The organism is Frigoribacterium sp. SL97 (genome assembly GCF_026625765.1).
In the GTDB taxonomy this organism is placed as follows: Bacteria; Actinomycetota; Actinomycetes; order Actinomycetales; family Microbacteriaceae; genus Frigoribacterium.
Window position 1 is genome coordinate 2912540 of the sequence record NZ_CP113062.1, and the last position, 13615, is coordinate 2926154.

10 protein-coding genes are annotated in these 13615 nt (G+C 68.8%); 7 read left to right on the top strand and 3 right to left on the bottom strand.

The window, feature by feature from the left end; all coding sequences use genetic code 11:
• Positions 1–42 precede the first annotated feature (42 nt).
• From OVA02_RS14250 to OVA02_RS14260, 3 genes are read left to right on the top strand one after another with little or no spacing between them, the layout of a single operon-like run.
• A complete protein-coding gene (locus tag OVA02_RS14250) occupies positions 43–780 on the top strand; it encodes a glycosyltransferase family 2 protein (protein ID WP_192123187.1) in 738 nt (245 codons plus the stop codon).
• A complete protein-coding gene (locus OVA02_RS14255; protein ID WP_082460294.1) occupies positions 777–1268 on the top strand; it encodes a DUF2304 domain-containing protein in 492 nt (163 codons plus the stop codon). Before OVA02_RS14250 ends, OVA02_RS14255 begins: the two co-directional genes overlap by 4 nt.
• Positions 1265–2287, top strand: coding sequence for a glycosyltransferase family 2 protein (locus OVA02_RS14260; protein ID WP_056046328.1), 1023 nt, complete (start codon positions 1265–1267; stop codon positions 2285–2287). Before OVA02_RS14255 ends, OVA02_RS14260 begins: the two co-directional genes overlap by 4 nt.
• Here the strand turns inward: OVA02_RS14260 and OVA02_RS14265 are convergent.
• On the bottom strand, positions 2257–3546 hold the full coding sequence (locus tag OVA02_RS14265; RefSeq protein WP_157485340.1) for a lipopolysaccharide biosynthesis protein: 1290 nt from the start codon (positions 3544–3546) through the stop codon (positions 2257–2259). The two genes, OVA02_RS14260 and OVA02_RS14265, sit on opposite strands and share 31 nt — an antisense overlap.
• Positions 3547–3663: 117 nt before the next feature.
• Between OVA02_RS14265 and OVA02_RS14270 the strand changes: the two genes are divergently transcribed.
• Positions 3664–5292 carry a DUF2142 domain-containing protein gene (locus OVA02_RS14270; protein ID WP_056046334.1) on the top strand — a complete coding sequence of 543 codons (1629 nt, stop codon included), beginning with the start codon at positions 3664–3666 and terminating at the stop codon, positions 5290–5292.
• Between the two features lie 101 nt (positions 5293–5393).
• Here the strand turns inward: OVA02_RS14270 and OVA02_RS14275 are convergent, their stop codons facing one another.
• Together OVA02_RS14275 and OVA02_RS14280 are read right to left on the bottom strand one after the other, a co-directional pair.
• Positions 5394–7445 carry a hypothetical protein gene (locus OVA02_RS14275; protein ID WP_056046337.1) on the bottom strand — a complete coding sequence of 684 codons (2052 nt, stop codon included), beginning with the start codon at positions 7443–7445 and terminating at the stop codon, positions 5394–5396.
• 181 nt (positions 7446–7626) lie between these two features.
• The gene (locus tag OVA02_RS14280; protein WP_056046340.1) at positions 7627–8661 is read right to left on the bottom strand and encodes a glycosyltransferase family 2 protein; all 1035 of its coding nucleotides are present in this window, start codon (positions 8659–8661) and stop codon (positions 7627–7629) included.
• A gap of 108 nt (positions 8662–8769) precedes the next feature.
• Here OVA02_RS14280 and OVA02_RS14285 point away from each other — a divergent pair, with 108 nt between their 5' ends.
• From OVA02_RS14285 to OVA02_RS14295, 3 genes are all read left to right on the top strand, one after another.
• Positions 8770–11325 (top strand): glycosyltransferase, encoded by a 2556-nt coding sequence (locus OVA02_RS14285; RefSeq protein ID WP_056046341.1) that lies wholly within the window; start codon positions 8770–8772, stop codon positions 11323–11325.
• An 82-nt stretch (positions 11326–11407) separates the two neighbouring features.
• Positions 11408–12334, top strand: coding sequence for an ABC transporter permease (locus OVA02_RS14290; RefSeq protein ID WP_056046344.1), 927 nt, complete (start codon positions 11408–11410; stop codon positions 12332–12334).
• 23 nt (positions 12335–12357) lie between these two features.
• Entirely contained in the window at positions 12358–13602 is a 1245-nt protein-coding gene (locus OVA02_RS14295) for an ABC transporter ATP-binding protein (protein ID WP_056046345.1), read from the top strand.
• Positions 13603–13615: the final 13 nt, after the last annotated feature.

Genomic DNA, 13615 nt, shown 5'->3' on the forward strand with positions numbered 1-13615 from the left:
GGCGCGCCGGGTGCCGGCCGGGTCGACTGTTAGCATCACTGCATGGTCTCGTTGGAGAAGACGCTCATCGTCATGCCCGCCTTCAACGAAGAGGCCGCGGTCGGAGACGTCGTCCGAGAGGTGTTCGGCGCCCTGCCCGGCATCAGCGTGCTCGTCGTGAACGACGGATCGCGGGATCGCACCGTCGAGGTGGCCCGTGCCGCGGGCGCGACCGTCCTCGATCTGCCCTTCAACCTCGGTGTCGGGGGGGCCATGCGTGCCGGGTTCAAGTTCGCGCGGGCCAACGGCTTCGAGAACGTCGTGCAGGTGGACTCGGACGGGCAGCACGATCCGGCAGGGGTCCCGCTGCTGCTGAAGGCCCTGGAGTCCCACGACGTCGCCATCGGCGCCCGGTTCGCGGGCGAGGGCGACTACGAGGCGCGCGGGCCGCGCCGCTGGGCGATGGTCGTGCTCGCCACGGTCGTGAGCCGCATCGCCCACACGCCCTTGACCGACACCACCTCCGGATTCCGGGGGGCCGGCCCGCGGGCCGTCGAGATCTTCGCCGAGCACTACCCTGCCGAGTACCTCGGTGACACCGTCGAATCACTCGTGCTCGCCGCCCGGGCCGGCTGCCGCCTCACCCAGGTGCCGGTGTCCATGCGGGTCCGGGCCGGCGGCATCCCGTCACACGATCCCGCCAAGGCCGCCGTGTACCTCGGACGAGCGTGCCTCGCCCTCGTCATCGCGCTGTGGCGGCCGCCCCTGTCCCTGCGCAGCGACGCGGGGGTCGCCGCGTGAGCGTCACGACCTACGTCTTCGGCATCGTCTCGGCCCTCTTGGTGCTCGTCGTCGTCTTCGAGTTGTTGCGTCGTCGCCGCGTCCGCGAGCGCCACGCCCTGTGGTGGATGGTCGCGGGCACCCTCGCGCTGCTCATCGCCGTCTTCCCGCACGTCCTGACGGGCCTGGCCGGACTGCTCGGCATCGCCGTGCCCACGAACCTCGGGTTCTTCGTCTGCGTGGTCGTCCTCTTCCTCGTCTCGGTGCAACACAGCGCCGAGCTGACCATCCTCGAAGAGAAGTCGCGCACCCTGGCCGAACACGTGGCCCTCCTCGACGAGCGCGTCTCCCGTCTCGACCGCGCTGCGGACAGGAAGGCCTCGGCGGACGACGTGGGTGCCACCGGCCGTGGCGTGACGACGTCGCACCCCGAGGGCGATGCCACCGGGCACGAACCCGACGCGGGCCTGCGGACCGACGAGCCCACCGACCGGGCCGGCCGCTCATGACCGCGTCGCCCCGCGTCACGGTGGTGACGCTCGCCTATGGTGACGAGGCCGTGCTGGACCGAGCCGTCCGTTCGGTGCTCGACTCGACCGGCGTCGACGTCGACCTCGTGTTGGTCGACAACGGGTGCACGAGCGACGCCGTCCGCGACCTGCCCGATGATCCACGGCTGCGGATCGTGACCCCCCACGAGAACCTCGGCTTCGCAGGCGGTGTCAACCACGGTGCCCGCTTCGCGGAGGGCGAGTTCCTGGCCCTGGTCAACTCGGACGCCGAGGTCGCACCGGACGCCCTCGCCAAGCTCGTGGCGGTGGCCTCCCGCCCCGGCGTGGGCATCGCGACGGGCAGCATCCGGCTGGCATCCGATCCCGGACGCATGAACTCGGCAGGCAACCCCGTCCACGTCGTCGGCCTCAGCTGGGCCGGCGGCATGAACGAACCGGCGAGTGACCACGCCGCCCAGACCCTCGTGGCCTCCGCCTCCGGTGCAGGCCTCGCCCTGCGTCGCGACCTCTGGACGCGCCTGGAGGGATTCGCCGACGAGTACTTCGCCTACCACGAGGACGTCGATCTCAGCTGGCGCACCTGGCAGGCGGGACTGACCGTCGTCTACGTCCCTGACGCCGTGGTGATCCACCACTACGAGTTCAGCCGGAACCCCCTCAAGATGTTCCTGCTCGAGAAGAACCGACAGATCTTCCTGCGGACCGCCTACGGTCGACGCCTGCGCGTCGTGACCTGGCTGCCCGTCACCGCCCTCGGACTCGTCATGACCCTGGTGGCCCGGAGCCAGGGGTGGGCTGCCGAGAAGAAGCGGGCCGATGCCTGGGTACGTGACAACGCCGCGTGGATACGACAACGACGTCGGTGGGTGCAGAGCCGGAGGGTCGTGTCCGACCGAGACCTGGCCCCGCTGCTCTCGGCCACCCTGGACCAGCAGGTGTTCCCGCTCCCCGCCGGCGCCGGCCTCCTGCAGGCGTCGATGCGCCTCTACTGGAGGGTTGCGCGCTCGCTGCTCTGATCCACGTCCGGTGACGACGCCGACGGGCGACGGCCGACCGACAACAGGACGACGACCACGAGGTTGACCGTCGAGCCGACCAAGAAGCCGATGCTGCCGGACGACACTCCCGCCGTCGGGCCCGACGCGACCATCACCGTGACGCCCGCGACGAACCCGGCCACCGAACTGAGGGCCACCTCGCGGGACCGACCGGCGGCGAGCATGAGGGCCGCCGGGATGAGCGCGACGGTGAAGACGTAGACACCCAGCATCAGGAATCGCAACAGGGGTACCGCCGCGTCGCCCTCGGTCGGGTAGAACAGCGGCAGGTACCACGGAGCGAGCAGGACCATCGCTCCGAAGAGGAGAGCCGACCCCCCCGCGAATGCCAGGAACAACGACAACGGCCCACGGTGGCGGAGCGACGAACTCGTCGCCCGGTGGGCGAACGCGGGGATCACGATCTGACTGACGGCCTGGCCGAGCATGGACGCGGGAGTGGCCAGCGTGAAGGCTGCTGCGAAGAACCCGGCCGCGTCGCCCGGAGCCCAGACCTGGGCCGAGATCATGGCCAGTTGGAGCAGGCCGTTGGTCGTCAACCCGGCCACCACGTTCCATCGGGCGAAACCGAGGACGGGCGAGACCTCGAGCTCGGGTCCCGCCAGACGGTTGCCACGGGGCAGGCAGGCGACGGCGAAGACGAGGTAGCCGACGGTCAGGGGGACGAGCACCCAGGTGCCCTGACCGGTGAGGCAGACCACGATCAACAAGCCGAGCGCGCCTGCGGCCGAGACGGAGTCCCAGAGCGCGACACGGGCGGCGCCGTGACGCCCCAGCCGACCGCCGCGGGCGTAGGCGTAGAGCCCGTAGCCGACGACGAGCCCGGCGGCGGACACGGCCACGAGAGGAGAGTTGCCGAGAGCCATGGCGACGGGCACGGTGGCCGCGCCCAGGAGCAACGACGAGGCGAGCATGGTCCGTCCGAGGACACGGACGAGGGCGGCATCGGAGACGCGGCGGTGCAGGGCGAGGGCGAGGAAGCGCGAGGCGGTGTTCCCGGCCGCCGTCGGCCAGAGCAGGGCGACGAAGATCGACAGGGACAAGAGGGTCGAGGCGTGCCCGAGTGCTTCCGTGCCGAAGGTACGTCCGATCAACACCGTGTAGACGAGACGGCTGACGCCCTGAGCGCCGATCCCGACGGTCGAGAGAAGGGCCGCCGAGGCCATCGCACCGTTCTTCCGCTCCACCGTCGTCGCGGTCGCGCCCTTCACACTCATGGCGTCAGCCTACGGTCAGCCAGATCGAGGTAGCGCCCACCATCGATATCATCGTCGGGGCCGCCCGTGCAGTTCACGCCCTCGGGGTGCCTGCCGATCCCGCGATCTGAGGACCACATGAACGTCGACACCCGCACCGCCTCACAGCCCTCCCGTTCGAAGGGCAGGTCCCGGCGCCCCCTCACCACCTTCCTGCTCTCCTTCGTGGCGTTCTGCCTGCTCGGCGGTACCTGGGCCATGGCCAACCCCCTGATGTCGCTCCCCGACGAGCCGGCGCACACCATCCACGCCGCAGCCGTCGTTCGGGGTGAATGGTCCGGCACGCCCACCGGCAAGGGTGGATGGACAGACGTCGAAGTCCCCGAGTACATCGCGATAGCCCACGACCTGCCGTGCTTCGCCTTCCGCAACGCCGAGTCGGCCCAGTGCCAGATGCTCGTCCCGGACTCCGAGGTCGAGACCACCGTGACGACCTCGGCGGGTTCCTACGACCCCGCTTACTACGCCGTCGTGGGCCTCCCGTCTCTCGTCCTCGACGGGAAGGCCTCCTACTACGGCATGAGGGGCGTGAGCGTGATGCTCGTCTCCGCGTTCCTGGCCCTCGCCGTCGTCGCCCTGTCACAGCTCAGGCGACGGGGGTTCGCCCTCCTCGCCCTCGCCGTCGCGATCACCCCCAAGGTCCTCTTCCTGGCGAGCGGCATCAATCCCAACAGTCTCGAGATCGCCTCGGCCGTCATGCTGTTCTCCTGGCTGAGCCTGCTGGCCCAGAGATGGCGTGAGGACGGCGTCCCCCCGGTGCGCATCGCCATGGTCGCCGTCGCGGCCGTCGCCCTCGCGAACAGCCGCAGCATCGGCCCGCTCTACGTCCTGATCATCGTCCTGGCGACCCTGTTCGACCTCGAACTCGTCAAGCGCCTCCTCCGATCCCGCGCCTTCTGGGTCGGCGTCGTCGCGATCGGCGTCGGGACCGCCTTCAGCCTCGCCTGGACGGTCCTCTCGGCGAGCCTCAGCGTGTCGACCGAGAGCGCGGGCACAGGCACGGGCTTCGGTCTCGCCTTCCGGACCATGGCCTTCCTGACGTTCGAGAACCTGACCGGCTACGTCGGCATCTTCGGTTGGCAAGAGGTCCCCGCACCCTTCACCACCGTGGCCATCTGGGGCGGGCTGATGTTCGCCTTGGCCGTCGCCGGGCTGTTCCTCGGCCGGGGCCGACCGCGTCGCACCGTCCTGCTGCTCATCCTGGCGTTCCTGTTCATCCCGCCGCTCATGCAGGGCTACGCAGCGGCCGACTACGGCTACATCTGGCAGGCACGCTACCTGCTGGCGATCGTCTGCCCTCTCGTCATCGCCGGAGGAATCGCCCTCGACGACGCCTTCCCGACTGCGTTCACCCTGCCTGGTGCCCGCCGCCTCGCGGGCTTCGTCCTGGTCATCCTCGCCATCATGCAGTTCCACACCTACGTCTGGAATCTCCAGCGCTACGTGCTGGGAATGCCCGATGGCTGGTCGCGCATGTTCACCGATCCCGAGTGGCTGCCACCGGGCGGGTGGTACATCTGGGCTGCGGTCCTGCTCGTGACCCTCGTAGGCGGTGCCGTGCTCCTCGGCCGGGCGGCGTTCTCGCCGATGGACGACGTTCCAGCGACCGACGCCCCGTCGCTCGGAGCCTCGGATCGTGCCGACACGCGGCTGGCGGAACCCGCCGTCGATGATCGCGCCTCCTCGGTGGGGCCCCCCTCCGCCTGACGCCGCGAGGCGATCCACCCCGGCCGGGTGGAAGCACGAACGGGTGGCAGCCTCGTCGGCTGCCACCCGTTCGTGGTCTCGCCCCAGGGGGCCTCAGACGGTCAGGGAACGGTCACCGTCCGGCAGCCGAGGTTCAGCTGCCCCACGCCCGACGAGTCCTTGGCCGTGCCGCACACGGTCCGAGAACCGGGAGCGGCGGGGACGACCACCCCGAAGCCGTGCAACGGACCCGAGGTCGGGTACGACCGCGCGACGTCGGGACGGCTCTGGTCGGCGACGACCGTGGCGGCGGCGGCACCATCCACGGTGAACGCGACGGGCAACGGCGCAGCCGTGTCGGGATCGACCACCCAACCGTTCACCCGGACCCCTCCGGTCGTCCCGACGGCCGACTCGAAGTTGCCGACCGGCAGCGCGCCGCCGACCACGACGGTCCGGCATCCCAACGTCGTGTTGCTCGTGCCCGCGCCCTGGTTGATGGCGTAGACGCAGACCGAGTGGGACCCGGCCGACGCCGTCACGGTCGAGCTGAAACCGTGCGCTGCTCCGTAGGCGGGGTAGTTCCGGGCGATGTCCGGGCGAGCGTTCGACGCGGTCGTGACGCGTCCGACGCCGTCGACGTACACGTGGACGGGGATCGACGCAGTGGTGTCACCGTCGAGGGCCCATCCGGCGACCGTGATGGCGTTCGCCGAGGTCGAGACGACGTCGAGCGCTCCCACCGGTGTCGAGCCGACCGCCGTGACCGTCTTGCAGCCGAGGTTCGAGTTGCCCCCCGCGCCCTGGTTGATGGCGAAGAAGCACACCGAGCGCGCGCCCGCCGAGGCGGGCAGATCAGCCGTGAAACCGTGTGCCGCCCCGTTCGCCGGGTACGCGCGCCCGATGTCGGGTCGTTGCCCGGAGGCGCGTAGGGGGTACCCGACGCCGTCGACGTAGGCGTGGACGGCGATGGAGGCGGTGCTCTCGGGGTCGAGGGCCCATCCGTTGACGCGGACTCCGCCAGGAGCGGCGACGACCGAGTCGACGGCACCGACCGGGGACGCCGACGCGATCGTGACGGTCCGGCAACCGAGGGTCGTGTTGCCGTTGCCGCGCAGGCCGATGGCGTAGACGCAGACCTCGTGGACGCCGGGGGACGCCGGGACGGTGCCCTGGAAGCCGTGGTTGTTGCCCTTGGACGGGTACGCAGCACCCACGTCGGGTCGCGACCGGTCCGCCGTCAAGGGGTACCCGGTCTTGTCGACGTACACGTGCACCCCGATGGGCGCGGGCAGGTCGCGGTCGAAGGCCCACCCGTTGACCGAGACGGACTCGAGACCGGTCGTCAGCGAGTCGAGCGCGCCCTGCGGACCGTTGCCGCCGGTCGTCGAGCCGAACCAGTCGGTGAAGTACACCCAGAAGTTGCGGTTGCCGTAGGCGGAGCACGAGTCGCCCGTCCCGTTGAGGTTCGCAAGCGCCGGGGCATTGGGCGTGTAGGGCGTGTAGTAGTACAGGTTGGCGGTCGCCTGGTTCTTGATGAAGACGGACTTCGATCCGCAGGCGGCGTTGGGGTTGTAGAGCACGGTCCGATTGCCACCGGGTGCGTACTGCGTGAAGTAGTTGCTCGTCCCGGCCGGGTTGGCGTACCGCTTGAACTGCCACGACGCCTTGTAGAGCTGGTTGTAGACCCCGGCGAACGACGGATCGCAGCCACCGTTGGCACTGTCCGGGCAGGCGTACCCCATGGCACGCTCGAGCCGGGCATCGGACGGGGCCCTGGCGATCGAACCCGAGACCAGGCTCTGCTCCTTCTGCAGCGTCACCAGCAACACCTGCGGGTTGATGCCGCAGGCCTGGGCGACCTTGGCGATGATCCGCGAGACCGGCTCCTGGCTCGCCCCCTGATAGGCGTTGCACATGGCGTCGGCCGGACGCGACGCCGTGTCGAGGCGCTTCACGTTGAGGCAGTTCGAGTTCGAGCAGCTGCCGATCCGGGACGCGAGGAAGGACTGCACCTGCGATTCGGACATCGCCCCCGAATTGAAGAACACCTGGTCCGTGATGATGTTGCCCGGGTCGAAGTCCGCCCCCGAGAGAGCCTGGGCCGGCGGCGAGGACGCCCCCCATGACAAGCCGGTCAACAGACCGGCGGCGACGGCGACGGCCGCAGCCATCGCGATGATCCTTCTGGACACGGGTGGCCTCCCTGGGGCACGCGGTCGAGGCGCCTCCCCACCGCCGCCCCCTGGCGGCGTACCTCGTCGTTCGAGCGGGAGACCGGATGCGAAGCCCGACCAGTCCTCCGACTTTAGCCTCCCGTACCCCGACCGGAAGGCCCTGTCCCCCGAAGACGGGTCAGTGGTCGATCGACCTCAGCGACTGCTCGACACGCCGACGCTCACCCCTCGTCACGCCCGAGCGCCGACGCGAGACGAGCGCCCCGGCGACCGCCGACGGCAGCCCACGGCACACCGAGCCCCAGTCCCGACGTGACAGCTGGGCCCCGCGGGGGCGGGCCAGATCGATCAGGAGGCGCGCGAGGGTCCGCAGCGTCACCCGCGCCACGAACCCTGCCGAACCGTTGCGGACGACGACGAGCAGGCGGTTCCGCATGCTCTGTCGCCGCACGAGGGCACCGCTACCGGCCGAGCTCGCCGCGTGTCGATGGATCGTCCGGGCCGAGGCGGCGTGCACGATCTCGAGGCCCGCGAGCCGGAGCCGCCACGAGACGTCGAGGTCCTCGTAGTACATGAAGAGCCCCTCATCGAAGCCCCCGACGGCCTCGAGGGCCGTCCGCCGGACGAAGGCCGCCCCTCCCGAGAATCCGAAGGGGTCGGCAGGATGGTCGACGACGTCGTCGGAGGGCCGCAGCCAGTCTCGATCGCGACCGTTGCCGTCGGGGGCGAGTTCGACACCGGTTCCGTTCAGCAGGCCGACGGCCTCGGGAGCCGACGACCGGAGCCACGCCGTCCCGCGGCCGTCGACCAGCGCACCCTCGTCCCGAGCGGTGGCGCGTACGAAACCGCCCTCGAGCGTCACGGTGGCCGAGGCGGCGGCCACCCGAGGTCCGCCGGCGCGCAGGGCTGCGAGGCCCGCCTCCACGAAGCCGGGTTCGGCGACCGCGTCGTTGTTCAGCAGCACGACGACGTCACCGCGCGAGGCCTCGATGCCTCGACGCACCCCACCCGCGAAGCCGGCGTTGGTCGCCTCTTCCACCACGACGAGATCGGGAACGAGGCGCCGGAACGGTTCGGTGCCGCCAGGCGACGCCTCGTTCTCGACGAGGACGATCTCGAACGAGGCGCTCGCTCGCTGGCCGACGAGCGACTCGAGGCAGCGCAGCGTGAGTTCGGGTTGACGCCAGTTGACGACGATCACGGATGCGTCCATCCGACCATTCTGACAGCGCCGGGGGCGGGTGCCGGTGACGCCCTCGTATAGTGGGAGCGCACTCGCGGGGCCCACCGGCCCGCACCACCGTCCTTGGGAGTACCCACCGTGCCTGTTTCCACGTCGAGCGTCGTCTCGGTCGTCATCGTCAATTTCCGCGGGACGGACGACACCCTCGAGTGCGTCGCCCGCCTCACCGAGGTGGATTGGCCGACCGACCAGCTCGAGATCGTCGTGGTCGAGAACGGTTCGGGCGACGACAGCCGTCAGCGTCTCGAGGCCGAGCTCGGTGGCCACGCCAACGTCAAGATCGTCGTCTCGAAGGACAACCTCGGGTTCACCGGTGGCAGCAACCTCGGCGCCAAGAAGGCCAAGGGCGAGTTCGTGGCGTTCCTGAACAACGATGCCAAGCCCCACCCCGGATGGATCCGTGAGGCGCTCGACCAGTTCAACGTCAGTCCTCGGGTCGCGGCAGTCGGCAGCAAGGTCCTGGACTGGGACGGCAAGGCCATCGACTTCGTCCAGGGCAGCCTCACCTGGTTCGGCATGGGTTATAAGGACCGCGTCACCGAGGTCGACGACGGCCAGTTCGACACCCCGAAAGACCTGCTCTTCGGCACGGGCTCCGCCTTGTTCGTGCGCAAGTCCGTCTTCGAGCAAGTCGGTGGCTTCGACGAGAAGCTGTTCATGTTCTACGACGACGTCGACCTCGGCTGGCGACTGAACATCCTGGGCTACCGGGTCCGATTCGCACCGCAGTCGATCGTCTTCCACAAGCACCACGGCTCGATGAAGAGCTTCGGCGAGCACCGAGAGATGTACCTGCTCGAGCGCAACGCCCTGATGCTGCTCTTCAAGAACCTCTCGGACGAGAGCCTCGCGAAATTCCTGCCCGGCGCCCTCGCGTTGCTCGCCCGCCGCGCCGTGGCCAAGAGCGGCCTCGACTCCGAGATGTTCGACATCCGCCGCTTCGTCGGGGCGGCCGACGAGTTCGACCCCGAGACCCCCGTGTCGAAGGACACCATGGCGGGCCTCTTCGCACTCGACCAGTTCGTCGCCGAGCTGCCCGATCTGCAGGCCGCGCGAGACGACCTGCAGGCACGCCGGACCAAGACCGACGGAGAAGTCTTCCGGCTCTTCGGCGACATCTTCAAGCCGCTCTTCGGCGACCCCTACTACCTCGAGGGTTTCCGCTCCATCGTCGACGCCTTCGACATCCGCGAGCACACCCAGCGGACGAAGGTGCTCGTCATCACGGGTGATGCCATCGGCGACAAGATGGCCGGGCCGGCCATGCGGGCCTGGAAGATCAGCGAGGCCCTCTCCGAGCACAGCGACGTCCGGCTCCTCACCTGGAACGTCGCGGCCCGCAAGTCCGACCTCTTCGAGGTGGATCGCGTCCGCCTCCAGAACGAGCACGAGATGAAGGCGCACGAAGAGTGGGCCGACGTCATCGTCTTCCAGGGCCACGCCCTGCACCACTTCACGACCCTCAAGAGGTCGAAGAAGATCATGGTCGCGGACCTCTACGACCCGATGCACCTCGAACAGCTCGAACAGGGCCGAGAGTGGGGCCTCGCGCAGTGGAAGAACCAGGTCGCCTCGGCCACCGACGTCCTCAACGAGCAGCTGCTCCGAGCCGACTTCTTCCTCTGCGCCTCCGAGCGTCAGCGTCTCTTCTGGCTCGGGCAGCTGGCCGGCCTCGGGCGCATCAACCCCGAGAACTACGCGGCTGACGAAAACCTCGAGAAGCTCATCGCGATCGCCCCGTTCGGCATGGACTCCACTCCCCCTGCGCACACGCGCAAGGCCATCCGGGGCGTCGTCCCGGGCATCGGCGAAGACGACAAGGTCGTCATCTGGGGCGGCGGGATCTACAACTGGTTCGACACGCTCACCCTGATCCGTGCCATCGCCCTGCTCGCCGAACGGCGCCCGGACGTCCGCCTGTTCTTCCTCGGGGTGGCCCACCCCAACCCCGACGTGCCCGAGATGGCCATCGTCGCGCGGACCCGCCAGCTCGCCGCCGAGCTGGGAGTCGCCGGCAAGAACGTGTTCTTCAACGAGCAGTGGGTCGCCCTCGACGACCGCGCCAACTACCTGCTCGAGGCCGACGCCGGCGTCAGCACGCACTACGACCACATCGAGACGACGTTCTCCTTCCGGACGCGCATCCTCGACTACATGTGGGCGAACCTGCCCATCGTCACGACCCGGGGTGACAGCTTCGGCGATCTCGTCGGCGCCGAGGGGATGGGTGTGGCCGTCCCCGAGCGTGACGTCGAAGCACTCGCCGACGCGCTCGAGTCCGTTCTTTACGATCCCGAGGTGACGGCGGCGACCCGGGACGCGGTGTCCCGGGTTCGCGAGGACTTCACCTGGGAGAAAGCGCTCTCCCCGCTCGTGGAGTTCTGCCGTGACCCGCACGTCGCACCGGACCGTGCCCTCGAGAGCACGGCGGTCACGACCGTCAAGGCGCTGCGCGGCAAGGTCGCCAGGTCGAGCGAGGAGAAGTTCCACGAGATCGCCAACCGCCGTCACGGCGTCGCGCGCGACATCGCGCTCGCCCGCCACTACGTGACCGACGGAGGCGGCATCGAGGTGCTGCGCAGCAAGGTGCAGAACCGTCTGGCGACCATGCGCGCCAGCAAGTACGGCAAGTAGGCTCCCGCCCTCCCGTGAACCGGTCCGCCTCAGCCGACCGGGGTATAGTGCTTCAGTTTTGACCACGAAGGGGTCCACGCCCATGACCACCACGACACCGAGCAGTACGTCGGGCGAGCGCTTCGAGCGCCTCGCGAAAGAGCCCATGGTCGTCGCGGGCCAGCCGTCGAAGGTCTTCGGCGGCACCTTCGGCATCGTGCGTGAGATCTACTCGCACCGGCAGCTCCTCGACCTGCTGATCCGACGCGACCTCAAGTCGCGCTACAAGGACAGCGCGCTGGGGTTCCTCTGGACCCTCATCCGCCCCATCACCCAGCTGATCATCTACTACGTCGTCCTCGGGCAGATCCTCGGCGCCGCGCGCAACATCCCCGAATTCGCGGTCTACATCTTCTCTGGCCTCACGATCTACGGGTTGTTCAGTGAGATCATCGCGGGCTCGACGTCGTCGATCGTCAGCAACGGTGGCCTGATCAAGAAGGTCTACACGCCTCGAGAGATCTACCCCCTGGCGAGCATCGGCTCGGCCCTCTTCAACTTCGGCATCCAGATGGTGGTACTGGTCGGGGCCACGATCGTCACGGGCAGCTTCCCGGCGCACCTCGACATCCTGTACTTCTTCCCGTCGGTGCTCCTCATCCTGATCTATGGCACGGCGTTCGGACTCCTGCTCGCCGCGTTGAACGTCTACCTGCGCGACATGCAGTACCTGGTCGAGGTGTTGTTAATGCTCGCGATGTGGGCATCACCCATCGTCTACGCCTGGACGATGGTCTCGAACGCCCTGACGGGTGGCCGTGAATGGCTGCTCGGTCTCTACACCGACAATCCGATCACCCTCGCGGTGCTCGGATTCCACCGTGCCTTCTGGATCGCCGGCGACGACTCGTCGTACCCGGCCGACCTGTTGCTGCGCATGGGCGTCGCCGCCTTGATCGGGCTGGTGCTCGTGTACGCGTTCCACCGCGTCTTCGCCCGCCTGCAGGGCAACTTCGCCCAAGAGCTCTAGACCCGAACGGACGTCCCGCACCCATGAGCACCGATCAGTTGTCGACCCCTCTGGCCTCACCCGATTCCCCCGCCGGCTCGCCCACCGTGGTGTCGATCGAGAACGTGTCGAAGAAGTTCGTCATCCGCAAGGACAACTCGCTGAAAGAGCGTCTCGTCACCCTCGGACGCGCCGGTCGTCGGCACAGCGAGGAGTTCTGGGCGTTGAAGGACGTCTCGCTCGAGATCCCCGCCGGCAGCACCATCGGTCTCCTCGGCCCCAACGGCTCCGGCAAGAGCACCCTGCTGAAAGCCATCGGCGGCATCATCGAGCCCACGTCCGGGTCGATCAAACGTCGTGGTCGACTCGCCGCCCTGCTCGAGTTGGGCGCCGGCTTCCACCCCGACCTGACCGGCCGGGAGAACGTCTTCCTGAACGCCTCCATCCTGGGTCTCAGCCAGGCCGAGACCGAGGACCGCTTCGACGACATCCTCGCCTTCTCGGGCATCGGCGACTTCATCGACACCCAGGTCAAGTTCTATTCGTCGGGCATGTACGTGCGGCTGGCCTTCGCGGTCGCCATCCACACCGATCCCGACGTCCTGCTCGTCGACGAGGTGCTGGCCGTCGGTGACGAAGCCTTCCAACGCAAATGCCTCGACAAGATCCGCGAGTTCCAGCGACAGGGCCGCACGATCATCCTCGTCAGCCACTCGCTCGGGCAGGTGCAAGAGCTCTGCGACCGGGCGGTCGTCCTCTCCCGAGGTGAGGTCAAGTTCGCCGGGTCGGCAGCGGACGCGGTCAAGAACTTCCGCGACATCCTCGAGGGTCGGCGAATCGCCGAGGCAGAAGCCGCCGAACCCGAGGTCGAGGCGGCGCCCGGCCGCGTCACCGCGACCGAGGTCTTCGTCGAGGGACGCGCCGCCGGCGAAGAGCTTCAGCCCGGAGACACCCTCGTGGTCCGCATGCACTACAGCCACAGCACGCCCCTGCAGACGTGGCATTCGGGGTTCAAGATCGAGACGAACCTGGGCACGCAGGTCTACGGAACCGACAGTCGTCGGATGGGTCTCCGACACGCCCCCCTCGACGGGACGGCCAGCGTCGAGTACCGCCTCGACGACATCCAGTTCGGAGGCGGGCCCTACTTCGTCCACAGCTTCCTCGCCGCGGCCGACGGGTCACACATCGCCATCCAGCGTCAGGCCGCGCGGTTCGTCATGGCCGACGACGAGTACGCGGCCGGAGTCGTCCGCATCCCGGCCACCGTCCGAGAGCTCGAATCCTGAGCGGACGCGGCCC